22 protein-coding genes and 6 tRNA genes are annotated in these 22,894 nt (G+C 36.5%); 9 read left to right on the top strand and 19 right to left on the bottom strand.

Annotation, left to right across the window (positions count from 1 at the left end; genetic code table 11):
• Window positions 1-11: 11 nt before the first annotated feature.
• Complete coding sequence (locus IC610_RS08165; protein WP_191736279.1) at window positions 12-464, top strand: VOC family protein; 453 nt, start codon at window positions 12-14, stop codon at window positions 462-464.
• Between the two features lie 243 nt (window positions 465-707).
• Window positions 708-992, top strand: a complete 285-nt coding sequence (locus IC610_RS08160) for a DUF3817 domain-containing protein (RefSeq protein ID WP_056076610.1) — start codon at window positions 708-710, stop codon at window positions 990-992.
• A 50-nt stretch (window positions 993-1,042) separates the two neighbouring features.
• Here the strand turns inward: IC610_RS08160 and IC610_RS08155 are convergent, their stop codons facing one another.
• Complete coding sequence (locus IC610_RS08155; RefSeq protein WP_191736277.1) at window positions 1,043-2,140, bottom strand: slipin family protein; 1,098 nt, start codon at window positions 2,138-2,140, stop codon at window positions 1,043-1,045.
• Window positions 2,141-2,209: 69 nt separating this feature from the next.
• Here IC610_RS08155 and IC610_RS08150 point away from each other — a divergent pair, with 69 nt between their 5' ends.
• Entirely contained in the window at window positions 2,210-2,452 is a 243-nt protein-coding gene (locus IC610_RS08150) for a hypothetical protein (protein WP_191736276.1), read from the top strand.
• 214 nt (window positions 2,453-2,666) lie between these two features.
• On the opposite strand, the gene IC610_RS08145 is transcribed toward IC610_RS08150, so the two are convergent.
• From IC610_RS08145 to IC610_RS08100, 10 genes are all read right to left on the bottom strand, one after another.
• Window positions 2,667-2,733 (bottom strand) — tRNA-OTHER (locus IC610_RS08145).
• Window positions 2,734-3,009: 276 nt separating this feature from the next.
• On the bottom strand, window positions 3,010-3,573 hold the full coding sequence (locus IC610_RS08140; protein ID WP_191736274.1) for a metallophosphoesterase: 564 nt from the start codon (window positions 3,571-3,573) through the stop codon (window positions 3,010-3,012).
• A 5-nt stretch (window positions 3,574-3,578) separates the two neighbouring features.
• Window positions 3,579-4,310: an ATP-grasp domain-containing protein gene (locus tag IC610_RS08135; protein WP_191736272.1), complete on the bottom strand. Its 732-nt coding sequence runs from the start codon at window positions 4,308-4,310 to the stop codon at window positions 3,579-3,581.
• A gap of 25 nt (window positions 4,311-4,335) precedes the next feature.
• Entirely contained in the window at window positions 4,336-5,109 is a 774-nt protein-coding gene (locus IC610_RS08130) for an ATP-grasp domain-containing protein (RefSeq protein WP_191736271.1), read from the bottom strand.
• A gap of 120 nt (window positions 5,110-5,229) precedes the next feature.
• Window positions 5,230-5,715 carry a ribonuclease H-like YkuK family protein gene (locus tag IC610_RS08125; protein WP_191736269.1) on the bottom strand — a complete coding sequence of 162 codons (486 nt, stop codon included), beginning with the start codon at window positions 5,713-5,715 and terminating at the stop codon, window positions 5,230-5,232.
• 175 nt (window positions 5,716-5,890) lie between these two features.
• Window positions 5,891-5,962 (bottom strand) — tRNA-Gln (locus IC610_RS08120).
• A gap of 186 nt (window positions 5,963-6,148) precedes the next feature.
• Window positions 6,149-6,230: transfer RNA gene (locus tag IC610_RS08115), tRNA-Cys, on the bottom strand.
• Window positions 6,231-6,453: 223 nt separating this feature from the next.
• A tRNA-Pro gene (locus tag IC610_RS08110) sits at window positions 6,454-6,525 on the bottom strand.
• A gap of 167 nt (window positions 6,526-6,692) precedes the next feature.
• Window positions 6,693-6,766: transfer RNA gene (locus IC610_RS08105), tRNA-Lys, on the bottom strand.
• 131 nt (window positions 6,767-6,897) lie between these two features.
• Window positions 6,898-6,970, bottom strand: a tRNA-His gene (locus tag IC610_RS08100).
• Window positions 6,971-7,812: 842 nt separating this feature from the next.
• Here IC610_RS08100 and IC610_RS08095 point away from each other — a divergent pair.
• From IC610_RS08095 to IC610_RS08075, 5 genes are all read left to right on the top strand, one after another.
• Complete coding sequence (locus IC610_RS08095; RefSeq protein WP_191736267.1) at window positions 7,813-8,367, top strand: 2'-5' RNA ligase family protein; 555 nt, start codon at window positions 7,813-7,815, stop codon at window positions 8,365-8,367.
• A gap of 294 nt (window positions 8,368-8,661) precedes the next feature.
• Window positions 8,662-8,856, top strand: coding sequence for a hypothetical protein (locus tag IC610_RS08090; protein WP_191736265.1), 195 nt, complete (start codon window positions 8,662-8,664; stop codon window positions 8,854-8,856).
• Between the two features lie 79 nt (window positions 8,857-8,935).
• Complete coding sequence (locus IC610_RS08085; protein WP_191736263.1) at window positions 8,936-9,631, top strand: ABC transporter ATP-binding protein; 696 nt, start codon at window positions 8,936-8,938, stop codon at window positions 9,629-9,631.
• A gap of 31 nt (window positions 9,632-9,662) precedes the next feature.
• The gene (locus tag IC610_RS08080) at window positions 9,663-11,108 is read left to right on the top strand and encodes an ABC transporter permease (protein WP_191736261.1); all 1,446 of its coding nucleotides are present in this window, start codon (window positions 9,663-9,665) and stop codon (window positions 11,106-11,108) included.
• A 2-nt stretch (window positions 11,109-11,110) separates the two neighbouring features.
• Window positions 11,111-12,472, top strand: coding sequence for a DUF3526 domain-containing protein (locus tag IC610_RS08075; RefSeq protein ID WP_191736260.1), 1,362 nt, complete (start codon window positions 11,111-11,113; stop codon window positions 12,470-12,472).
• Between the two features lie 54 nt (window positions 12,473-12,526).
• Here IC610_RS08075 and IC610_RS08070 read toward each other — a convergent pair whose 3' ends face one another.
• The 8 genes from IC610_RS08070 to IC610_RS08035 all read right to left on the bottom strand — a co-directional run bounded on the left by IC610_RS08070 (window position 12,527) and on the right by IC610_RS08035 (window position 22,067).
• Complete coding sequence (locus tag IC610_RS08070) at window positions 12,527-13,546, bottom strand: tetratricopeptide repeat protein (protein ID WP_191736258.1); 1,020 nt, start codon at window positions 13,544-13,546, stop codon at window positions 12,527-12,529.
• The gene (locus IC610_RS08065; protein WP_191736256.1) at window positions 13,539-15,278 is read right to left on the bottom strand and encodes an APC family permease; all 1,740 of its coding nucleotides are present in this window, start codon (window positions 15,276-15,278) and stop codon (window positions 13,539-13,541) included. The genes IC610_RS08070 and IC610_RS08065 overlap by 8 nt, the downstream gene beginning before the upstream one ends.
• The gene (locus IC610_RS08060; protein ID WP_191736254.1) at window positions 15,268-17,658 is read right to left on the bottom strand and encodes a hypothetical protein; all 2,391 of its coding nucleotides are present in this window, start codon (window positions 17,656-17,658) and stop codon (window positions 15,268-15,270) included. The genes IC610_RS08065 and IC610_RS08060 overlap by 11 nt, the downstream gene beginning before the upstream one ends.
• Complete coding sequence (locus IC610_RS08055) at window positions 17,649-18,392, bottom strand: hypothetical protein (protein WP_191736252.1); 744 nt, start codon at window positions 18,390-18,392, stop codon at window positions 17,649-17,651. Before IC610_RS08055 ends, IC610_RS08060 begins: the two co-directional genes overlap by 10 nt.
• Window positions 18,365-19,498, bottom strand: a complete 1,134-nt coding sequence (locus tag IC610_RS08050; RefSeq protein WP_191736250.1) for an AAA family ATPase — start codon at window positions 19,496-19,498, stop codon at window positions 18,365-18,367. Before IC610_RS08050 ends, IC610_RS08055 begins: the two co-directional genes overlap by 28 nt.
• Before the next feature lie 185 nt (window positions 19,499-19,683).
• Window positions 19,684-20,364 (bottom strand): hypothetical protein, encoded by a 681-nt coding sequence (locus tag IC610_RS08045; protein WP_191736248.1) that lies wholly within the window; start codon window positions 20,362-20,364, stop codon window positions 19,684-19,686.
• Between the two features lie 364 nt (window positions 20,365-20,728).
• A complete protein-coding gene (locus IC610_RS08040) occupies window positions 20,729-21,061 on the bottom strand; it encodes a DMT family transporter (RefSeq protein ID WP_191736246.1) in 333 nt (110 codons plus the stop codon).
• Window positions 21,062-21,320: 259 nt separating this feature from the next.
• Window positions 21,321-22,067, bottom strand: coding sequence for an SDR family oxidoreductase (locus IC610_RS08035; RefSeq protein ID WP_191736245.1), 747 nt, complete (start codon window positions 22,065-22,067; stop codon window positions 21,321-21,323).
• A gap of 108 nt (window positions 22,068-22,175) precedes the next feature.
• Here IC610_RS08035 and IC610_RS08030 point away from each other — a divergent pair, with 108 nt between their 5' ends.
• Entirely contained in the window at window positions 22,176-22,532 is a 357-nt protein-coding gene (locus tag IC610_RS08030) for a winged helix-turn-helix transcriptional regulator (RefSeq protein WP_056076573.1), read from the top strand.
• Window positions 22,533-22,894: the final 362 nt, after the last annotated feature.

Below are 22,894 nucleotides of genomic sequence, written 5' to 3'. Positions count from 1 at the left end.
AATTTTTAATAATGATAAAAGGACTTTACGAAACACACATCCAGGTAAGCAATTTAGAAAATTCAATACAGTTTTACACCGAAGTTTTAGGCTTAAAGTTGGCTCACATGGACGAAACAAGACCTATCGCTTTTCTGTGGATTGGCGACCAGAAAGAATCGATGCTGGGCTTGTGGGAACAGAAAGAAAATTTACAGACCAGACATTTTGCTTTTTCAGCAGACACAAATGACATTCTGAATTATTCAGTTGATTTTTTGAAAACCAAAAACCTACAACCTTACAACTTCTTGAAGAACGGTTCAATTCAACCCATGGTTTTTGCGTGGATGCCGGCTTTGGCAATCTACTTTAACGATCCCGATGGAAATCAGCTCGAATTTATTTCGATTTTGGAAGGCGATGGAAAACCGGAACTGGGTGTGATTTCTTATGAGGAGTGGATGAAGAAAAGAGTGAAATGATTTAAAGTCAAGCATTTTTTAATCGGACTGAAGTCCGATTCTCTGTCAGGCCGTCCCTTTTGGACTTTTTGTTTGAATAAAAAGTTGATATCTGTTTAAAACCTGTTTAGTTTTAAAAATAATTTGTAAAATTTCTTTCAGCTGATGAATGATTCTGCTGTTTCACAAAACTCCGATATTGCCCATTCAACAGAAATCATCTAATATTGCAGTAGAAAACAAAGAAATTCCAAAATAATTAAAATGATTAATTTATATCGAAAAACAGCCGTGATAGAAGGTATTTCATATCTGATTCTGCTTTTTATCGCGATGCCTTTGAAATATTTTTTCGACTTCCCTCACGCTGTAAAATATTTTGGATGGATTCACGGTGTTTTGTTTCTCGTTTTTTTTGTCTTTTTAATTTTGGCAGCTATCAAATACCGATGGAGTCTGATGAGAATTGCTCTTTATCTCGTTGCATCCGTTGTACCGATCGTTCCGTTTGTGTTGGATAAAAAGCTGGCAGAGGAATACCCGAACTAGAATCATAAAAAAACCAGCTCACGATTGAACTGGTCTTCTTTCATTTAAAATTATTTAGTGAAAATCTCCTTCAGCTGAGAAACGATATTGCTGTTTCCGGAAACTGTGATATCACCGATTTTATCGGCAATTTTTTCCATGTATTCCATTTCTTTCAGTTTCCACAAAACGTCGTTTTCCTCCATTAATTTTGCGGTGTTGAGCAAACTTCTTGTGGAAGCCGTTTCTTCACGACGCATAATGCTGTTGGCCTGCGCTTTTTTCTCAGCAATCAAAACCTGGTTCATAATTTCTTTCATTTCACCAGTTAAAATTACATCCCGAATTCCCGCGTCAGAGGCTTTCAAACCTAAGTCATCGGCTTTTGCACCAAGGTTTTCCAAAATTTCTCTGCCTACAGAATCTTTTTTAATCAGCAATTCATCCAAAGTCAAGGCTCCAACGAATTCCCGCAATGCCAACTGCATCAAAATATACAGTTGTTTGTCGTATTCTTTGTTGTTCATCAATGCTTTCACGGCGTTTTCCACTTGGTAGCGCACGTAAAAATTTATTCGCAACATCGCCTTATCTTTGGTCAGCAATTCCTGTCCGGCGATTTCCATTTGCTGCATTCTCGTATCTACAGCTTTCACTTCGACAGAAGTTTCGTTGTTCCAAAAGTAGAATGTTCCCGCTTCCAAAACCTGGGTCAATTTACCGTCAATCAACAGCAAACCTTTGTATTGATTGGCGATGACAAACTTTCTGACATAGCTTTTCAACTTGATATTCTCTAAAATTGTTTTAGAAATATTCTCGGTGATTTCAACTTTCGTTAAATCCACTCTTTGAAATTCTCTGTTTACAATTTCTTTCCAGAAAGCGTATTGTCCAACGTTCAAAACTTCTTTAAAGATTCCGTTCTCGTAAACCAAAACGATTTCGCCGTCTTTCACATCTACAACTTCAATTATGGAAGCTAAATCTTTATTTTTCAGCAAAAGATTCAAATCATCGCCGGCTTTGAACTGGGCTTTCATTTCAAAAATCTCTACAGATTTGTTTCCGAAAAGCCAGTAATTGCCTTCTTTCAAAATTTCGGTCAAGTTTCGGTTTTTAAAAACCAGACCGACCTGGTATGCTTTAATTTGTACATTTCTAATCATCACATTTTATTTTTTAGTGTTATTAATTTTAAGTAAAAGAGGAAAATCTGAAATTCTCTCATCCAAAAAATGGCGGAAGAAAAGAGGTTTATAAAAAATCCATCTGTATCAAAACCTGATATTCAACTTTATTGCTATTTTCAAATTTTTGGAGTGTCCCTCTCAACTGCAAAGGCAGCAGCCCGGGTCGCTACGTCCACTTCTACTCCTCGCTCATCGGCTGTCGCCTCTTCACTGCGCGGTATCCGTTACCATCGCTCACGCAAAAACCGTCATCATAGAAAATTGGCCGAACAATCGTCAGTTCATTAAACTAAACTTCATTTTTCCAAAATCATCTTTTCCTGCAAGCTTTTTCAAATTGTTGATTCAACAACTGAAAAAACCTCAGAATTTTCCTCTGAGAAATGTTTTTATGAATGAGAAAACATTTAAAAACTCCATCAAAATAGATTTTGAGTCTATTTAAAATGATACTACAAACTTAATTGTAGCGCGTCAACCATTTCGCCATACCAACCGAAATTGGCAGTGGGATTCGAACCCACACATCAAAAATTGCTATTACTCTAACCGGACTGAGTTATATTCCCTCAGGGAAATAGAAGGACTCGAACCTTCGACCCATAGCGTTATGGTGAAATTTTTTGGCAAACTTCTGAAACCTTCAGATCAAGCTGAACAGAAAAGACTTATGTTTCTCAACAAATCCTTCTGCAATGGCGATATACCGAAACGCTCAACGTGACCTGTCTGATATTTTGACTGAAATCCATCGATGAATTTTAGTATTATTTCTAATTGATGATGCAAAGTAAAGATGCTATTGCGCAATCATTTTGCGTAGAAATAAATTATTTTAATTTTCTCTAATTTCTCGGGGCAAACGGTGGCGTCCATTTCTTTTTCTGCATTAAACTCTTAACATCTTCATATGAAAGCGGATAAAAATTGTGGCAATCTACTCCGACGTCGAGGCTTAAACTCATTTCATCATCCGGCAAAGTTCCGTGTGAATGACCGTAGAGTTGCCAGGTTCCGCGATGTGAGCCGTTCCAGGTTCGCATTGCGTAATGCAAAAGAATAATCTTCTGTTTGCCGTTGCTGTTCTCCGGTTCATCAATCCGCAATTCATGATAATCTCTGATCGATTCAAACCTTTTCGGATAAGTCAAGGTTGCTCCTTCATGATTGCCCTTTATCAGATGGATTTTACCGTTGAGGCGATCCAGAATTTCTTTTGTAAAATCCGACTTGCCTAAACTCACATCACCCAAATGGTAGACCGTATCATCTTTACCGATTTTCTCATTCCATCTTTTGATGAGTTCTTCATTCATCTGTTCCAAAGACTCAAACGGCCGTTCGGAAAATTTTATAATATTGGCGTGACCGAAATGATGGTCTGCCGTAAAAAAGATATTTGTTTTCATTTTTTTTAATTTTTAATACAACTATTAATAATAACCTCAAGTGCTTTTTCAGCATTACAGGCGTATAAACCAGAGCACCAAGCTGGATTAGCTTCTATTAATGCCCAACCATAATCTTTTATGATTCCAAAATCTAATACAATCGAAGTTGGTAAGGAATCTAAATTATCTTTCATGAAACTTTCGCAGAAACTGAAAAGTTCTATTTCTTCAGAATCAGATAAGCCATCGGTATCAAATTGATTATCTCTCCAATATGTAGAATATGTTTCTATTTTTCCGTTTAAAACAAAGCAACGGACTTCCAACAACCATTCTACAACATTAGAAACAAACACCATACTATGTTTATCAAGACTATCAAAACCTTTAATATCACAGACATTCTCATAAACTCCGGCTTTGAAACTTTTAAAGTCTGAACATTTAATAAAAATATTCTGATGATTTGTAAACTGCTCCAATTGACCATATTGAATCTTACGTTTGGTGAATTTTTCTGAAATATTTGACAACCAACTGTCTTCAGTTTTAAGTAATGGCAAATCGCATTGACTGGAAACAATTTCAGCATAAATATCTTCGCCATAAACTGCAATCACATCATTTCTAAACTCTTCCGGAACATTCCATTTGAGATTAAATCGACTTAAACTATAATCTGAATCAATTGATGCGTGTTTCAGATTGATACTGTCCTCAGTAAAAACAGGGGATAATGCAACAATATTTTTCATTATAAATTACTTTTAAATTGGTTAATTAAGAAAAGTAAATATTCAATGCTTTGATAATACTTTTCACGTTGGTATTTGGATAAAATCCGGAACTGTTGATGCAATTTATTTCAACTATTTTCCAGCCATCGTCCGTCTGACAGATGTCCATTACAAAAGCTTTTTCAAGACTATAAATCTGAATCATCTTATTTGCGAAACTCAATCCTTCTTCCGAAACATTTTCTTCGAAAGGCGCATTCTCATTAAATTTGTAATATCCAGCGTCGATAATTTGCCCGCCAACAATCCAAAGTCTGGCTTCTTTTAATGTTCTTTTTGCTTCAGAAATCTGAACCAAAGATTCTTCTGTAATTCTGTTGGATTGATTTTCGAGTGCTTCAAAAACAAAATCTTTCCATTCAATTTCATTGAAAACTCTTCCCGTAAAAATCTTTGCTTCGTTATAAGGTTTGATGAATTTAGTTTCATCTTTCTTCCAACTCAAATCTTCGGATATTTTATGAACGGAAACTTTATGATTCAGCAAGTTTTCACCATAATACTTAGAATAAACCTCATACAAATGATTGCCACCATAAAAAGAGCCCGGAAACCAGTCTGGATTTTGTTTTGCCAGTCTTGCAATCGTCACCGAACCATACACAAAAACATCTTTGCGTTGTGTTTCGAAATCAATTTTCTCTGCATTTGGAGGAATATTAACTACCCCGTAATCAATATTTAATTCTTCCAAAGCATCAAAAATTTTGTAATGATCCGGTTCTAAATAAACATTTGCCTGAATTAAGAAATACATGGTTTTGTTTTTTTTAAAGTTTAAATATTTTTAAGATGGATGATGGGTGTCAGGCGTTGACATTATTCTGTAAAAAACAGTTCTGAACATCCTACATCAAACACCCAACATCATGTTTTTTTACACCATCATATCAGCACAATTGGAACTTGCGAAAGCAAAAGGTTTTGCTTTAAAAACATATCCCATTCCCAAAATATATCCCATTGCGTCTTTCAAAGCGACGTTGGATTTGAATTCGGGATCGGTATTGATGTCGGCGTGAACTTCCATTTCGACATTATACATTTCTAAAACTGAACAGATGGCATAAGCGATTTCTACAGATTTATTGACCTCGTTGAGCATTCGTTCTTTGATGCTGATTTTCTGAAATTCTCTTTCTTTTCTGATAAAGGTAAACGCTCCTTTTCCTTCACGGATAAAGACAACTGCGGTTGCATAACTGATCTCATCGCCATAAACGTGGGAATCTGAACCCACACAAACTTTCAGTCGGTGGCCGTTTGCCTGTTCGCGGATGATGGCCTCTTCTACCAAATTGGTGATCGTATTTCGGAAAATCTTTCCGGTCATGTTTTGCCATGTTTGTTGTTGCGTTTCCATTTTTTCTACATGTTTTAAAGTTGTTTTGTTTTGTTTAAAATTTAACCTGCTAGTTGCGAATCGTTAATCTTTCGATTATTAACCATCCTTTTTTTGCACTCCGAACTAGACTCGAACCAACACCATCAGTTCTGAAGACTGAGATGCTGCCATTACACTATCGAAGCAGTTTTTGCTGATTCATCAGGACTCGAACCTGAACAACAAGAGTCAAAGTCTTGTGTGCTGCCAATTACACTATGAATCAATATGAAGAAAAATAAAGCCTGTCTTTAATTTTTGGTTTGATATATGAACTTCTGCGCCCGACAAACTTTAATCTTTCTTCGGGATAATTACTTGTGAATTGTGAACTGTCAATTCGCTTCGCTTGTCAATTTTAAAAATCACTTGCGAAGCAAAATTCACAATTCACTCATTCACTTTTTCCTTGAGATGGCTATGGGAGTTGAACCCACTCAGTTTTCACAACGGTTTTGCAGACCGCCCCGACTCTCCCACTTCGGCGAACCATCAAATTTGATGAGTAATAAGTAATTGGTAATGAGTAATTTTATCATATTACTAATTGCACATTACTCATCACTCATCTCTAAAGTTTGTCTATTTTTTATTTGTGTTTTTGTAAAGAACTTCTGCGCTCGACAAACCTTTTCTTTTTCTCATTAAATATTGTGAATTCTCAATTTAAAATTCACTTACGAAGTAAAATTGACCATTCACTCATTCACATTTTTGTCTGGAAAGCAGGATTCGAACCTGCGACCTCCCGCGTCCAAGGCGGGTAAACAACCACCGTTATCTTTCCAGTTTGCAGATTCACTTCAAAATTCTTTTCCGAGAGACAGTCGGAGCGGGAATTTTTCCGTGAATCTTTATAATAAGTTGGAGTGAAGTGTCAATAGTCATTTCGATTTGCAGTCTATTTTCAGTTCACTTACGAAGTAAAATTCACCATTGACCATTGACATTTCCTGTAATCCCAGAAAGAATCGAACTTTCAACCCCCAGTTTAAAAGACTGGTGCTCTAACCAATTGAGCTATGAGATTGTTTATGTGAATAGTCAATGGTCAATTCGCTTTGCTGTCAATTTTATATTCATTCTACTTACGAAATTTTAAAATTCACTTGCGAAGCAAAATTCACGATTCACAATTGACCATTTTTCCATTCACCTTTTGGGTTTCTCCGGGGATCGAACCCTGTTTTCCGATTCCACAGACCGGCGCTTTACCAAATAAGCTAAAGAAACCATAAAAAAAGCGCCTCTTTTCGGGAGGCGCTCTATATTTTTCACGTGTCAGTTAATTAACTGACGCATTTGTATAAGCACCTTTTATCCACAAATTCACTATCAAGAATACACTCAAGTCCCACCGGCATTTGTCCGTGTTGTCTTGAATACTGATTAGATATGTTATGTAATTGTTTCATTATATTCCTGTTGTATAAAATTATTTTTTTGAAAAGATTAAAAACGTTTTGCTTTTAATTTTCGGTTGCAAAGTAAGTATGATTTTTTTTAACTCACAAATTTATTTTTCAATTAACTAGTTGAAAATCAATTAATTATAATCTATTTTTAAAGTAGAGAATTTCTGTCCGTAATAATTTACAGATACCTTAATCACCTAAATGACTGTCTCTCATCGGTTTATTAATCACTCTTATTTATCGTATTAGATGTTCATATTGGATCAAAAAAAAATTTACTTTTTTGTTTATTTTTTTCCATTCTAAATAATTTCGTCCTTAAAAACACAAAAAACGCCCCGAATATCGAGGCGTTTCTGCAGTATTTTGATTGAATATTTACGGTTTTACAGTAAAAAATTCTCAAAGCAAGCGCATTTCGCCTCATTCCATATCATGTATTCATATCCGGACAATCCCTTTATTGATGGGCTGTCGCATAGATTTAAACTGATATGTGCTCTTTGAATTGTCATAATTTTACTGGTGCAAAGATAAGTGTTTTTCTCTTAAAGTTGATTATTAAGTAGTTTCGAGCCTTGTATTTTCATTTTCAAAATTCAAAAATCGCTCTTATATTTTTAAATTTGTATAATATAATAACTTAGATTTTTACAGACTTATGCTAAATCGTTATTCAATTGTTATTCATCCTGATGATCCTATTCTAACACGTTTTAAAAGTTACAAGGATACTTTATTTAATAAAGTTGGAGATTTTAAAAGTCGAGATTCGAAAGCCCACATCACAATCTTAGAATTTGACGCGACCGAAAAAGAACTGGCTAACATTATAAAGAAAATCATCATGATAGCCCAAAGAGAATGCAGTTTTGACTCTGTATTTAACAATGTTATTTATTCAAAAACACTTCTTATTTTACCTGACACTACTGGGAATGAACATTTCAAAGGATTATTGAAAAGAGTCAGAGCAAGAATTAAAGGCATTAGTAATAAATCAGAAGCTCACTTGACAATTGGAAGAGAACTCAAACCTCATCAAATAGAAAATTCGATTGGCCTTTTTCCCGATGTCAATTTTAATTTTCATTGTAAACAATTTGCTTTAAGAATGTTAGATAGAAACGTTGGAGAATTTGAAATTAGACAAACCTTTCCTTTTTTAGGCGAAACTCCTATAAAAAAGGGTGAACAATTATCTTTTGATTTTTAAAATAACTATAAAAGATTTAATTTACTTTCTCTTAAACATTAAATCATATTAATTTAAACTGAACAATCCCTTCCAAATTTTGCCTTCCAAATTTTAAATACTAACTTTGACGACTTGTCAGCAAAAAATGTCACATACAAAAACAGCACTGTTATCCGGTTTCTATCGGCTTTTTTGCTGTTTGTCTTTGTGCAGGCTAATTTTATTAAGCTGTTTCATCATCACAATTCAGAAACTGAGACTAGTTCTCAAATTGATTTCAAAAAAAATTCAGGAACGGACCATTTTAAAACTTTGGCTGAAAAATGTGATTTATGTGATTTTATCAAGCATCAGTCGCAGGATTTTCTTTCTGAAACCATTCAGCATGTATCTTTTTCAAAGCTGAAAACATTTAATTCAAAATCTTATTTTGTTCTTGGCGAGAGCCGTGCATATCTTCTGTCGTGCACCAATAAAGGTCCGCCCTCTGCTTATTCTTTGGCTTAACGGTCAGAAATTTCAGCAATTCAATAAAAAATTCAGGCTCTTTCTTTGAGAAGGGGCAATCATCTATTTACATCAACTTATGTTACAAACTGTTTCACTTACAAAAAGTTACGGTGCTCATTTGGCGCTCAATCAATTAAATTTAAAGGTAAACGCCGGCGAAGTGTACTGTCTGCTCGGCCAGAATGGTGCGGGAAAAACCACGACTATCAATCTTATTTTGGGCTTTCTGGAACCGAGTTCTGGAGAGATATTATTCGACAATAAAAATATTAATGACAGCCAGGGAGACCGCAGAAAAAATATCGCTTATATTCCTGAAGTCGTGATGCTTTACGGGAATCTTACTGCCGTAGAAAATCTGAGCTATTTTTCAAAACTGGCAGGTTTTAATTTCACCAAAAACGAACTTGAAAATTTCCTGAATCAATGCGGATTACAGACCGATGCACACCATAAAAAACTCAGCGGTTTCAGCAAAGGTATGCGTCAGAAAGTTGGAATTGCCATCGCCGTAGCGAAAGATGCCCAACTGATTTTAATGGATGAACCGACTAGCGGATTAGATCCGAAAGCGACTGAAGAATTTACTCTTTTGGTGAAACAACTCGCAGATTCCGGAAAATCTGTACTGATGGCGACTCACGATATTTTTAATGCTGTCAATGTCGGTACGCATATCGGAATTATGAAACGTGGCGAACTGATTCACACTTTGAAAGCCGACGAAATTACTGCGGCAGATTTGCAGAAACTGTATTTGCAGACCATTTAAACCCATTCGGATTCTAATTAATTAAAATCAAATGTCAAACAACATATTTATTATAGCCAGACAGACTTTCAGGATGGCTTATTCCAATAAGGCAACTTTTGCTTTTGCGGTTTTACTCAGCTTTTCGCTGCTTCTCGCCACTTTTGTCGGCTGGAAAAACTACAAGGTGCAGAACGAACAACGACTTCAGTATAAAAAAGAAGTTCGAAAACAGTGGCTTGCCAATCCCGACAAACATCCTCACAGAATGGCGCATTACGGCTATCTCGTCTTCAGGGAAAAACATAAACTCAGCTTTTTTGATTTTGGAATCGAAAGTTTCGCCGGGGTTTCTATTTTTCTGGAAGCTCATAAACAAAACAGCGTCAACTTCAGTGAAGCGAGTTTCTCCAATGGGATGCTTCGTTTTGGTGAACTGAGTGTGGCCATGGTTTTACAGATTCTTTTTCCGCTGCTCATTATTTTTGTCGGATACAACTGTATTTCGGCAGAACGGGAATCAGGAACTTTAAAAATTTTACTGTGTCAGAACACGACATGGAAAGATCTACTTTGGGGCAAAACTTTTGGACTGCTCGCATTATCACTTTCTATTTTTATTCCTTTAATTATTCTGACGATTATTTTATGGGGAATTTTAAGCAATTGGCAGCTTTCCGGCGATTCTGTAGTGAGACTTTTGCTTCTGATTGGCGGTTACATCATTTACTTCTTTGTCATCTCTGTGATTACGGCTTTGGTTTCTGCTTCATCGTCAGGCTCCAGACCTGCTATGACGAGTTTACTGGCCTCATGGATATTTTTCATTGTGATGATGCCCAGAGTAACGCAGTCTATTGGAAATCAAATTTATCCTTCACCTTCTAAAATTTCCTTTTTGGCCCAAATTGCTGAAGATGTGAGCAAAGAAGGTGACAGCCACAATCCCGATGATCCGCATTATGCGAAAATAAAAGATTCTTTACTGAAAAAATACAATGTGGATGATGTGAAGAAGCTTCCATTCAATTACGGTGGTTTTATTATGGCTGAAGGTGAAAAAATTACTTCAAGTATTTACAGCCAACATCAGAAAGATTTAAATAAAACCTTTGAGAATCAAAACAGTATTACAAAACTGGCGAGTTTTCTCAATCCTTATTTGGCTTTAAAAGAAGTTTCGATGATTCTAACGGCTTCCGATTACAGTACATACACCGATTTTCAAAATCAGGCTGAACAATACCGATATGGTCTGGCTCAAAAGATGAATCAGCTGCAGATCGAAAATATCAGCAACGAGAAACCCGGAGAACACGAGAAACCACACATGATCAGCCGCAATAATTGGGCTTCACAGAAAGATTTTGAATATCATTTCACGACAATCAATGAGGCTGTTTCTAAAAATTCCACAGCATTTTTAGCCCTGCTCTTTTGGTTTACCGTAAGCATTTTCGGAATTCAATTCTCGGTAAAACGCATCAAAACGATTTAAACATGAAACAGAACCTTTTTTTATTTGAACTCAAAATATTTTTCCGAAATACATCTTCGATCACTGCCATCGTTATTTTGCTTCTGGCTGGATTTATCGGCCTGTACTTTGGAAAAACTTTTATTGAACGTCAGGACAATGTTGTTCAGAAAGCCGTCACATTGCAGAAAGAAAATACCACAAAAAACTATGAACATTTTGGTGAAGACACCGGACTTTTCTTTTTTCACAACAAGTTTTCAGTGGCCAATACCGCAACAAAATGGGCTGCTTTTTCAAACGGACAGAGAGACATCAATCCTTACCTGATTTCGGTTACGATGCTTGGTTTGGAAGGACAGATTTATGACACCGACATCGCAAATCCCTCAAGCTTACTGATGGGAAATATCGATCTGGGATTTGTTTTTATTTTTCTGTTTCCATTGGTAATTATTGCATTGAGCTACAACATTCTGTCGTCACAGCAGGAAAATGGTGTCTGGATTTTACTTAAATCCCAGACATCAAAACCTCATCTTATTATCTGGAATAAATTATTGGTCAGAGTTTTGGTGATTTTTGCAACTGCATTCATTCTGATGATTGCAGCGTTATTCTATCTGAATCTTGAACTGGACTCCATTTTCTTCTCCATTTTCGGATTGATTTTACTTTATTTAATTTTTTGGTTTGCAGCTGTTTTCTTCGTCATTCCATTTGGGAAAACATCCAATTTCAATGCATCATCTCTGATTGGTTTGTGGGTTGGTTTGGCCATTGTGGTTCCCGCATCACTGAATCTTTACCTCACGGCAAAATATCCTGTTCCTGAAGCTCTGAAACATGTAATGGAACAGCGACAGGGCTATCACGAAAAATGGGATTTACCTAAAAACGTTACGATGGATCCGTTTTTTAAACATTATCCGCAATTCAGGCAGTATCCTTTCGATGAAAAGAAAACTTTCTCATGGTTCTGGTATTACGGAATGCAGCAAATGGGCGATGATCAGGCTTTGGAAAGCAGAAAAGCAATGGAACAGAAGTTGGAAAACCGTCAGCAATTTGCTTCTGTTGTTGCGCTTTTTTTCCCAACCATTCAGACACAGCTTTCGGTAAATTCACTGTCAGGTTCAGACTTGAAATCGCATTTGGATTTTCAGAATTTTGTGAGAGATTATCATGAAAAAGTGAGGCTTCATTTTTATCCTGTAATTTTTCAGGAAAAGAAAGTTTCTTTAGCAGAAGTGGAAAAATTTGGTCTGAAACATTACAAAGGCCCAATCTCTCCTTTGAAAATGGAGTCAGTTGTTTCTCTTTTACTCATCAGTTTAATTTTAATGATTACAGGAAATTTAAATTTCAGAAAATCACTGAGATAATATGTAAAAATATCGGTCGGAAACCAAACTGTTTCCGACCGATTTAGTGTTATTCTAATTCCTGAACATCTTATTCCTTCCTGTTCTATATCTCGAAATATCTTTCAAAATCACTTCATCTTTTGGATTAAAATGCTTCAGTTCGTTGATGATGGTTGTATTGGTTTCCACTTTTTCAGCGATAATTTCGTAGGCGATATTCCGTGTGGTTTCCTGAAGTTTCTGATCTTTTTTAAATTCATGCTTTATCGCTTCCAGATAAATTAATTTCCTGTCTGATGGTGTTTTTTCATACAAAAACTGAATTTTTTCATTTAAAATTTCTACATCAGAAATATTCACAAAATAATTGTTCAGGCAGTTGAATGCGTCTTTATTTTCCTCCCAGCCCTGCAGTAAAATTTTCTGTGCAGCCTCCGGATCATCCATCTTTTTCCTTTGAATCAGTGAAGCTTTCACCATCTGCTTGTTGCCTACATAATCGTCCACAACCATTTGATAGTAAGAATTGGCATTTTTAGTATCATTGATGATTCTGTATAAATCACCCACTTTTTCCTTCTGCTCAAGCTGCTTGTACAGTTCAATAGACTTTTGATACTGTTTTGCTTTTTCATAACAGGATGCTGCTTCCGATTTATTTTTCAGTTTTTTAAGATAAACTACAGCAGCTTCGTTGTACAAACCTCCGTCTTCTAAAGTTTGTGCTCCGCGGTAATTATCCTGAAGCAAATTCATGTAGACTTTTGCGGCTCTGGTGTAGTCTTTTTCGTCAATGTATTTTTGGGCAAGATCTTCATATTTATTTCTGATTCTGTCGAAAAGTGAAGTTTCAAGGTAGAAATTTCCGCCACCACTTCCACGTCTTCCAGACGCTTCGCCGGTTTTTTCTTTGTCCCTAAGACTGATCACAACCATCAGAATAATAAATGCCACGACAATAAAAATCGCCAGATTTCCGATCACACTCCAGAATGTTTTTTGGAATAACTCCGCTAATATTGCAACGATTTTAATGACAGCCAAAATCAGAACTGCCATAAAAAACTTCTCTGTAAACTTCTGCCTATTCATCGTCATCAGATTTTAAAATAGTTTTATCTTCCCTGAAAAGCCTGTAAAGCAGCAGTACAACGCAAATGATAAGCAGCCACACAAACCAGTTGTAGCCGAACATTGCGATCACAGGATAAAAAATATACACCAACAGAGCCACCAGAACAGTCATCAGGAAAATTTTGACTCCGGCCGGAACATTTTCGCCACCTGTGTCCAGCGTTTGTCTTTTTACAATAAATAAATATCCAAAAATAACACCCGTCATCAGCAGAATCAAACCTATGATTTCGGTAAACGAAACGGGTTTTTCGGGATTTGACGGAATATCAAAATTATCAATAGCTACAGATGAATCCATAGTTTTTGGCGGAGGTGGAGGCGGCACATATTCTTTAGTTCCGTAGCGGTACGAAAGAGAATCACGGATCCTAGATTGTTTTTTATCAATGAGTTGTCCTATAAAAACCTGGTCATAAATCATTTTTCCCGAACCTGCATTTTGTAAAGAGTCTTTGATATTTCTCTTCAGAAGAATTTCATTTTCAGCAAGATAAAAATCAATCTTATCATTGTAAATGGTTTTCAGTGAATCTCTGGAACTTTTTACTTTTTTATTGATATCTAAATATTCACGCTGAACAACTCCTGCACTTCTTCCACCATTTTTCACGTATTCTTCATACAATTCCGGACGTTTAGGATCCAGCATGAGCTGCATCACTTTCGTGTGTTCTTCAAAAAGCCGATCCCTTTTATCTTTAAACATCGAATCGATTTTTGTATCAATATCCGTAATGCTTTTCTCGTAGCCTATTACCGGTGGAGACTCCACTGTTTTTTCCATAGTTGAGATATCGTCAAAATTGCCAGACTCCATTATTTCAGACGAACTTTCTTTTTCCAGATAAAAAAATACTCTTGCAATCCCGATAACGATCAAAATAACATAAAAAACCCATCTGTAATTTCCTGATTTGCCATCTTTTGATGTGCCGTCACCTCCTGAAGACGATCCGCCGCCGCCGAAAATTTTGCTGAACCAGTTTCCGAATTTGTACTGGCTGAAACCGTCACCTCTTGACGTTCCCATAATATCGAGCGGAACTCCCAATTCTACAGCGCGTTCAGGATATTTCTCAATGTATTTTAAATATTTCTCGATCTCTTTTTTATTTCCTGCCATCACTTTTTTCATATCAAAAGGCAGGTCTTTCATCCACTCTTCTTCGGTTTGTGGCTTCTGAAGTGCGTCCAGTACTTTTTCATCATCCATTTCCACCATAAAACTTTTAATCTCAGCAGGAATTTCCACTCCATTTGATGGCTTGCGGATTTTATCAGCGCGCTGTTCCGGATTTTGAATTAAATCTATCCAGTCGATTTCTTCAATCAGTTTTATGAGTCCGAAATCGGGATGCATGATGATGTAATCTGCATTGGTAAGTTTCCAGTCTTCAGGATTTATTTTAGGATAGAAAATCGTGTTTTCAGGAATATACAGTTTATCATCAACACTCTGGAAATAAGCGTTTTTACCAATTTCCGCAGGAGCATGATGTTTAAAAATCAGAAAACAGCCATACAAAACATTCGGTTCATTCGACGGAATTGGATAGGACAGAATTTCATTTAAATCTATCCCCAGAATTTCCATTTCCTGAAGCCAAGTCAATGGTGAGGAACCTTTTATTAAAAGTCCTTTTTTGGGATAAGTATTTTTCGGAAAAGGCTGTATTCTAAGTTCCATGTTCCCAAATTTGTTCTATAAAAGGCTCCAGATATTCACTGTACATTTCTTCCATTTTTCTCACTCTGAGAAGGCTTTTTTTAGGTAAATAATATTCGGATCCTCCAAAATCTTTTTCTGTTGCCATTGCCAGAAAACCATTGTCAGAAGAAGGAATATAAAACTCCGGAATATTTTTGTTACTGCTTCTGAAAGTGAGCATACCTCTGGTATCTGTAATGACCTCGCTGCCATCGGAAAAAGTAAATCTGTTTTTGTTCTGCTGAGCAAAAATCTGCAACTGATGCCTGTTTCTGTACATCGTCAGAGAATTATCATACAGTTTATTGATTTCATTGTGAGAAACCACAAGATTTTCTTCAGCATTGATGCAGATACTTGTAAAATTACTCAGAATTTTAATTCCGGAGCGCTTGAGCTTTTTCAGTTCAGCTTCTATTTTTATATTGCTTTTTGTAATTTCAATATTATTATCTACCGTTTCAACGTCCAAAGTTCCGTCGGGACTGAATTCAAAAATCTGAGGAGATTCGTTGTCCCGAAGATAGAATTTCTTATTAAAATAAGTCAGTTCAAAACTGTGCGGAATATTTCTCCCTGTAAGACTCAGTTCCGAATATTCTTTAGTATTTAAATTAAGTTTAGACAGGAAGCGTTTTTCCGGCAGATATTGGGCGAGGATAAAATGCTGAGCTTTGTTTCTTGCCAATGCAAACTGTCCTTTCGGTTTTATAGAAATATTTTCAATTAAAACTTCACATCCTCTGTGAATATGGTAATATTCGTAATAATCTTTATTGTAATAATTATCTGAAAGATAGGTTTTAAGCAACTGTTTCTTTGAACTTAAAACATAGAAATCACCTTCGTGCAGGAAAGCAGCTATCTTATTAACCGGAACCGGGAACAGAATCGGATAGTTCAAAGGAACGTCTGCTTTTTTGCTGCCTGAATTTGTATTTAGCGATTTCTGCTTATACTTCGGAGGATTCGCCCACAGTTCCTGCAACGCAAGCATCATTTTCTGCATATGCTTTCTGGTTCCTTTGTGATGTTTGTAGAAATTCAGCTCGCCGTCTGCAGAAGTTGTTACCAGAAATTTCAGTTGGTCTCTGTTTTCATGGATCACTTTCTGAAGCTTTTGACTGTTTAAATTTTCCTGATGGGTGATGAAAAAAACTTCCAGATTTTTCTCGGTATGTTCTTCATCAAAAAACTTCTGCAAAGCCTGCGAAACTTCGAGAACTGGACTTACATGATTCAGATTTTCAATCACCTCATCTACTTTATCCAGTTTAATGGGAACTGTATTTTGTCCCAAGGCAAAGACCTTGCATTCAGAATGCGCTTTCGGATGCTTGATAACCGCGATCGCTGATGCAAAAGCCAAAACTTTTGGCGTTCCCCAGTTTTTTAAAGAAGTATCGATGAGAATTATTCTTTCAAAAATATTTTCTTCAGGCGGAATTTCTCTCTGAATATACAACGCTTCGTTGTTGGCAACACGGTTCATGAAAACCTCATCTTCATTGGCAAATTCAGACAGAAGCATTCTACTGAAATCGCCTTTATTGGTCATATCGGAAACGCCTCCAATCGGCTGTTCGCCCGGAGAAAGATGCCGCATCGGAATTCTGAGTCCGCTCCAGATTCTTTTAATTAAACTTCCAACCTGAAAAGTTTTTGGTTCTTCAATAAGTTCCTGAATAAAATCTTTATCGGTTTCTACGGTAGTTTCTTCTTCTACAACTTCGTCTTCCAGCTTGGGAATTTCGATAATTCCCTGCAAAGCTTTTTCAATAGATTCTGTAGTTGGGAATTTCTGATTGATATACGCAAGAGCATTAATATCCTTTCTGAAAACTTTACCTGTGAGTTCTAAAACGTTGGCAGACCTCTCAATAATATTAGGCCGTAAAACGTAATTATCACACAGTTCCCTGGATTTTGCTGATGTGAGACTCATCTTGTTTCCCGCAAATAATGCCTGCAAAAGAAAAACTCTGTTTCGGCCGGTTTTATATTTCCGGTCTAAAATCTCCAGTTTTTTAAGTAAAAAAACCGCTTCGTTGTAAGACGTTTCGATTTCCTCCCGCGATATGTGTTTTTTCAGTCCATCCGTAAGAGTTCTGAGCTGTTTGTATCCATCCTGAGTGGCGTACAAAACCAAAAGCAGAGCTCCAAACGGTGGCCATCCCTGCAACTGTAACTCTTTCAGAATTTCAATAATGTAAACGCGGTAGCCCACAACAGAGGCAACTGTCGGAAAATAAATAATGTTGTGGCTCGCCAGAGGGTGCAGATCGTCCTCAATATCGTTATCGGTCTGCCATTCCCAAAAATAATCTCTGTATGACTGAAAATATTCTTTTACATCCATTCCTTTGATTTTTCAGTGAGACGGAATGAGCTTACAGAAAGCTTCCGAAAATCTTCTTTACTGAGATGCAAAACACTTCCGTCTTCATTCCACAAAAGCCATTGATCCTGAGTTGCATTGTATTTTCTTTGAAGTAATGAACTCATGTTTTTAAATTCAAAATCAAAACCTGTCGGTAATAAATGACTGTCTTTTGACCAAAATGTTTTTCCGCGAAAACTCAGTAAAGGGTTTCCCATAAAAAGTGCCTGATCATCAATGACAATCCAATCAGTTTTTTCAAGTTTAAATTTTGGCAATGCCATTATTAAATTTCTAACATCAGCAATTGGACAAAGCAAAGCGGTTGCAGGCTGCTCGTCTTCGCTTGGTTTTAATTTCACTGTAATCGTTTCATCAATTCCAAAAAAGTTATTATTTGAAACAGGGAAACTGAGTTTTAAAGCTTTATCAATGACCGTCCACAGCAGGGCTGTCCGCATTTTTTTTGTCGGCACCAGTGCGCCTGGCCGGAATAAAAGTCCGTTCCGCAATTCGTACAGCAGAAGATTCGGCAACTGCTGAATTTCCGGTGAAATAGCCTGTTCATCGGTAAAACCTTTCAGCCATATAACTTCATCATCCGAAGCAATATGAATGTTTTTCCAGTCACGGATTGAGCCTAAAAAATCTTCATCGGCTTTGGGAAGTTCTGCCCAGAATTCCTTTACACTGCCTGAAGAATCTTTTGCCATAAACTTTCTATTTCCTGTTGGATATACTGTTTCTGCTCAGGATTTCTGATCCAGTCGCAACGGGTTTGCAGGTATCTTAATTTATCTTTGATCACATTCTGTTCCTCGAAACTCAAACTTCCGTTCTCCCACTGATCAATCAGAATTTTGACGTCTTTCATTACTTCTTCCGGATTCGGAGCCTTGTTCTGCAAAGCCTGAGGGTGAGATTTGGGGTTATCATCTTTTTCGATGGTTCTGTTGATAATTCCTTCGAGAATTTCAATCTGCTCTTCGGTATCCCAGATGTGTTTCAGCACCCAAAGATCCGACAGGATGGCTTCATTTCTTCCGCAAATTAAAGCACTTGCTGCAATCAGATTCTGTAATTTCACAGCACGACGGTCGGAAATCGCAATTCCTGTATTCCTTAGATTTATGATGGTATTTAAATAAACTTCGTAGATCGGTTTTAAATCTACCGTTTTACAAAGCTGCTGAAGTTCTTTGATTTCATGGGCAAGAATTTCAGGACCTTCACTTTCTGAAATATTCTCCAGTCTTCTGCCTGCCAAAAGCACTTGTTGCAGAAGATCAGGATTCACGTAATCTACGTTGATTCTGATGAGAAAACGGTCGAACAGTGCATTTAAAGCTTCATCTTCGGGAAGCACGTTGCTTGCTCCCACAAACATCAGTGCCGGAAGATTTCTGGTTTCTTTTCCTCTTTTGAAAATCTTCTCATTTAAAGCCATCAGAAGTGAATTCAGGATCGCAGAATTCGCATTGAAAATCTCATCCAGGAAAACCATTGATGCTTCGGGCATCATCCCATCGGTATTGGTAAACAGCTCTCCTTCTTTCAGTTTTCTGATATCGAAAGGACCGAAAATCTCATTCGGTTCGGTGAAACGGGTTAGAAGATATTCAAAGTTTTTGCCGTCGGTTACGGTTTTCGCCAAAGTTCTTACAATCGCTGATTTTGCAGTTCCGGGAGGACCGTAGAGAAATGCGTTTTCCCTTGCTAAAAGGCAGATTCCAAGTAAATCTACAACATCATTTTTACCGACGAAGGTGTCTTTCACGAAGGCTAAAACTTTGTTTAATTTTTCTATATTTTGAGTCATTGATTTTATTTATTAAACGCAAGAGCGCAAAGATTTTTTTTACTATTGTTATACATATTTTTTTTCAGAAAGACGTTTGACTATGTCGAATCTTCCATTTCACTCAGCTAAGAAATACAAAAATATTCATTATGATTTCACCCTTTCAGGGCTTTAAATTCATTTACTAAATATTTCACAGGGCTTTATGCTGTGCTGTTAATATCGCCACTTTGTGGCTCTTCTGATTCTGTAGTAACCACCTGCAAATCTCTCCAGAAAACATCTTTGTACATTCCAAATTCTGCCATCAAAAGTTGATTGATGTAGGGAATTTCGGCCAGTTTGTAAGCTTTTTTTTCAACAATTCTTTCGAGATATAGTTTTCTGTAGGTTTTATCTTTCAAACCTTCCTCCCAACTTATTTTTTCAGGATATACATCTGAACCGATGGCTGAATAATGAAACTGTGCTAAAATTTCATCCAGTATTTTAACCACCGGATCCGCAGCGTCTGCCACATGAAGTGCATCCCTGATTTGCGGTAAAAATCTTAATGATAAGTCTGCCGATAAAACTGCTGAAACATCTTTTCTGCCTTCAAACCGTGGAATCAATTTCTGTACATCCTTCGCCGTGTCTTTTCTGATCAGATACAGCTGTGCGCTGTGGTACAAAACTTTTCCTGCCCAAACAGCTGCATCTTTGTTGAAGGGAATTTCGTCTGACAGAAAATTGAGTCTTTCTTTTTCAAACTCTGACTCAAAATAAACTGCAGCATTTTCTTCTTCCTTTTTTGAAATTTCAAAAAGATTGGTAAAAATGGTCATAACACCTTCTTTCCGGAGCAGAAACAAGGTGTCTAAGAAAGGGGACTTATTTTCCATCATTAAACAAAAATAATGATATTTCTGAGATGATGAAATATTGATTTACAGAAAACTAAAATAATTTACAGACAATAAGTTTTAACAAAACAGAACAAAAAAACAGATCAAAGATGTGATTTGTTTTGAAACATTAACCACATCAATTTTTAGTTTTAATTGTTTGCGTATATTTTAGAACACATAAGTTTTGAAAATCTTTGATTTTCTGTATTGTGTACTAATCCATTAAAACATTAAGATAAATTAAGTTGTTAAGCTTTTTAAAGAAATATCTGAAAGATATTCATTAAGGTGGATGTATCTATTCTCGTTTACTAAGTTGATTTCAACCTCAACCTTGACCTTAACCTTAACCTAATCTCTAATGCGCACCTGATTTTGAGAAAAGATTGATAATTACTACACCCGCAACGATAAGTCCCATCCCAAAAATGGCAGGTAAATCTAAAGTTTGTTTGTACACAAAATATCCTACTAAAGAAATAAGAACGATTCCTACAGCAGACCAAATGGCGTACGCAATGCCAATCGGAATTCCCTTCAAAGCAAATGTAAGCAGATAAAATGAGGCCGTCATTGCGACTACAAATACAATGGTGGGCAACGGTTTTGTGAACTGCTCAGTCTTTTTCAGAAAAGAAGTTCCGATGGTTTCACAAAGGATGGCGGCGGCGAGGAAGAGATAGTTTTTCAAGGGTTTGGAATTTAAAATTAATTCAAAGACGTTGTTTTTTTGCTCAACGATATCCTTCAAAATTAGTAAAAAAGAAATGCTGTAAAAAAATAAGTATTGAAAACTGTCAGATTAAATGATATCACTTTTCTTCAGAATTAATTTAACAAAGTGGTTGATAAAGCTGCAAAATGGCTGATGATGAATAATTTCAAACAGAACAACCGCAGAGCTTAACACTTTGCGGTTGTTTTTATCTGAAAATCCTGTTCGGGAACGACTATTTCAACAAATAGCCGATTGCACCACCATCAACCAGCAATTCGGTTCCTGTAATGAAACTTGCCTGATCAGAAGCTAAGAAAAGTACCGCTTTAGCAATCTCAGAGGGATCTCCCATTCTTCCCAATGCTACAGAATTGGCAAACTCATTCTGCATATCCAGACTTGGAACAGCTTTGTCAAAACCTTCCGTTTTTGTAGGTCCCGGACTTACAATATTCACTCTGATTTTCCTTCCTGCCAGTTCGTTTGCTGCAATTTGTGCAATTTTATTTACTGCACCTTTTGTCGCTGAATAGACACTTCCGTACATCTGAGCCGTTGTAGCGACTGTAGATGAATTAAAAACCACAGAAGAACCTTCAGTAAAATAAGGAATCATCTTTTGCAGAGTGAAATAATATCCTTTCACATTCGTATTAAACTGATTGTCAAAATCTTCTTCAGTGGTCTGTTCGATCGGTGTAAAAACAGCTGTTCCTGCATTCAGGAAAAGAACATCTACTTTATTTCCGCTTTCTGCAACATATTTTTCCAGTATCGAAATTCCTGATAAATTTGAAGTATCGGAAACCAATGTTTTGAGTTTCGGACTTGCTATCCTGTCAGCCGCATGCTGTAAATTTTCTGCACTTCTTCCGGTAATCAGAACGTTGGCGCCTGCTTCAATAAACGCTTTTGCTGTTGCAAATCCGATCCCTGTACTTCCACCTGTAATGACTACATTTTTGTCTTTAAAATTCATTGTAAAATATGTTTTGTTATTTCTGATGACAAATGTATAATCAATTGGTTACTTTTAGTAACTTTGTACCGAAAAACAACAGTAACAACCGTGTAACAAGGTAACATTATGGCGTGCAATACAGAAGATTTTACAAAAGAATACAAACAGGAAATGCGTGCAGTTCAGGATTCTATGGACGTTCTGCACGGTAAATGGAAGATTGCCGTGATCTCTTCAATATGCTATCACAACAAGAGAAGGTTTTCGGATATCCTGAATGATATCGACGGAATTTCAAACAGAATGCTCAGCAAAGAACTGAAGGAGCTGGAAATCAATATGCTCATAAAACGGACGGTTTATCCAACCCAACCTGTCACTGTAGAATATTCTCTGACTGATCATGGAAATACATTGAAAACAATCATCAACAATTTGAAAGACTGGGGAATACAGCATCGCAAAAAAATTGTGGAAGGATAAGTGGCAATCATTGTTTTGCAAAATTAAAAACTGCAGAGTTTGTGAGTCTGAGTCTATCTTCAACTAAATACAAATTGCAACCGAAGTACAAAACGTGAATTTTAGACGTTCCGCCCGCTATTGCAAAACCCTTCCTATGTTTGCAATTCCTTAAATTTATTAAATATAAAACTATAAAAAAGAAAGAACCAATGAGCAGAATAAGATAGGCAAACCCTTTAAGCATTTAAGCTTCACTAACATGATTATCCCTGCTCATTTTCTTGCTCGAAACCGTACAGTTTATTTGAACATAAAGTTCGTGTTAGGATCGTTGGTTGTAATGCAGGAAATGTTCTCTCAATAAAAAAATAAAAGTATAA

Source organism: Chryseobacterium caseinilyticum, assembly GCF_014837145.1.
GTDB classification, from domain to species: Bacteria; Bacteroidota; Bacteroidia; order Flavobacteriales; family Weeksellaceae; genus Chryseobacterium; species Chryseobacterium caseinilyticum.
This window is presented reverse-complemented; position numbering and strand designations above follow the sequence as displayed.

Excerpts from the sequence above, each read along its gene's own strand:
- IC610_RS08165 (WP_191736279.1), top strand. The coding sequence starts at position 12 with ATGATAAAAGGACTTTACGAAACACACATCCAGGTAAGCAATTTAGAA.
- IC610_RS08160 (WP_056076610.1), top strand. The coding sequence starts at position 708 with ATGATTAATTTATATCGAAAAACAGCCGTGATAGAAGGTATTTCATAT.
- IC610_RS08155 (WP_191736277.1), bottom strand. The coding sequence starts at position 2,140 with ATGATTAGAAATGTACAAATTAAAGCATACCAGGTCGGTCTGGTTTTT.
- IC610_RS08150 (WP_191736276.1), top strand. The coding sequence starts at position 2,210 with ATGGCGGAAGAAAAGAGGTTTATAAAAAATCCATCTGTATCAAAACCT.
- IC610_RS08140 (WP_191736274.1), bottom strand. The coding sequence starts at position 3,573 with ATGAAAACAAATATCTTTTTTACGGCAGACCATCATTTCGGTCACGCC.
- IC610_RS08135 (WP_191736272.1), bottom strand. The coding sequence starts at position 4,310 with ATGAAAAATATTGTTGCATTATCCCCTGTTTTTACTGAGGACAGTATC.
- IC610_RS08130 (WP_191736271.1), bottom strand. The coding sequence starts at position 5,109 with ATGTATTTCTTAATTCAGGCAAATGTTTATTTAGAACCGGATCATTAC.
- IC610_RS08125 (WP_191736269.1), bottom strand. The coding sequence starts at position 5,715 with ATGGAAACGCAACAACAAACATGGCAAAACATGACCGGAAAGATTTTC.
- IC610_RS08095 (WP_191736267.1), top strand. The coding sequence starts at position 7,813 with ATGCTAAATCGTTATTCAATTGTTATTCATCCTGATGATCCTATTCTA.
- IC610_RS08085 (WP_191736263.1), top strand. The coding sequence starts at position 8,936 with ATGTTACAAACTGTTTCACTTACAAAAAGTTACGGTGCTCATTTGGCG.
- IC610_RS08080 (WP_191736261.1), top strand. The coding sequence starts at position 9,663 with ATGTCAAACAACATATTTATTATAGCCAGACAGACTTTCAGGATGGCT.
- IC610_RS08075 (WP_191736260.1), top strand. The coding sequence starts at position 11,111 with ATGAAACAGAACCTTTTTTTATTTGAACTCAAAATATTTTTCCGAAAT.
- IC610_RS08070 (WP_191736258.1), bottom strand. The coding sequence starts at position 13,546 with ATGAATAGGCAGAAGTTTACAGAGAAGTTTTTTATGGCAGTTCTGATT.
- IC610_RS08065 (WP_191736256.1), bottom strand. The coding sequence starts at position 15,278 with ATGGAACTTAGAATACAGCCTTTTCCGAAAAATACTTATCCCAAAAAA.
- IC610_RS08060 (WP_191736254.1), bottom strand. The coding sequence starts at position 17,658 with ATGGATGTAAAAGAATATTTTCAGTCATACAGAGATTATTTTTGGGAA.
- IC610_RS08055 (WP_191736252.1), bottom strand. The coding sequence starts at position 18,392 with ATGGCAAAAGATTCTTCAGGCAGTGTAAAGGAATTCTGGGCAGAACTT.
- IC610_RS08050 (WP_191736250.1), bottom strand. The coding sequence starts at position 19,498 with ATGACTCAAAATATAGAAAAATTAAACAAAGTTTTAGCCTTCGTGAAA.
- IC610_RS08045 (WP_191736248.1), bottom strand. The coding sequence starts at position 20,364 with ATGGAAAATAAGTCCCCTTTCTTAGACACCTTGTTTCTGCTCCGGAAA.
- IC610_RS08035 (WP_191736245.1), bottom strand. The coding sequence starts at position 22,067 with ATGAATTTTAAAGACAAAAATGTAGTCATTACAGGTGGAAGTACAGGG.
- IC610_RS08030 (WP_056076573.1), top strand. The coding sequence starts at position 22,176 with ATGGCGTGCAATACAGAAGATTTTACAAAAGAATACAAACAGGAAATG.